Here is a 203-nt window from a genome sequence, read left to right as displayed (position 1 = left end):
GCTGGTCCTGCTGGCCTTCCCGGTCCTGGCCGCCGCGCTGTTCGCCCTGGAGGCGGACCGTAAATTCGGTGCCCATGTATTCGACGCCGCAAATGGCGGCGCATTGCTCTGGCAGCACCTTTTCTGGTTCTTCGGTCATCCCGAGGTCTACATCATCGCCCTGCCGTTCTTCGGCATCATTTCCGAAATCATTCCGGTGTTCT

1 protein-coding gene is annotated in these 203 nt (G+C 60.1%); it reads left to right on the top strand.

The genetic code is table 11. The features are described from left to right. The coding region (locus tag ADL29_RS15365; protein ID WP_211274323.1) for a cbb3-type cytochrome c oxidase subunit I at window positions 1–203 on the top strand (203 nt) is incomplete at both ends.

This window comes from Streptomyces chattanoogensis, assembly GCF_001294335.1.
In the GTDB taxonomy this organism is placed as follows: Bacteria; Actinomycetota; Actinomycetes; order Streptomycetales; family Streptomycetaceae; genus Streptomyces; species Streptomyces chattanoogensis.
This window is presented reverse-complemented; position numbering and strand designations above follow the sequence as displayed.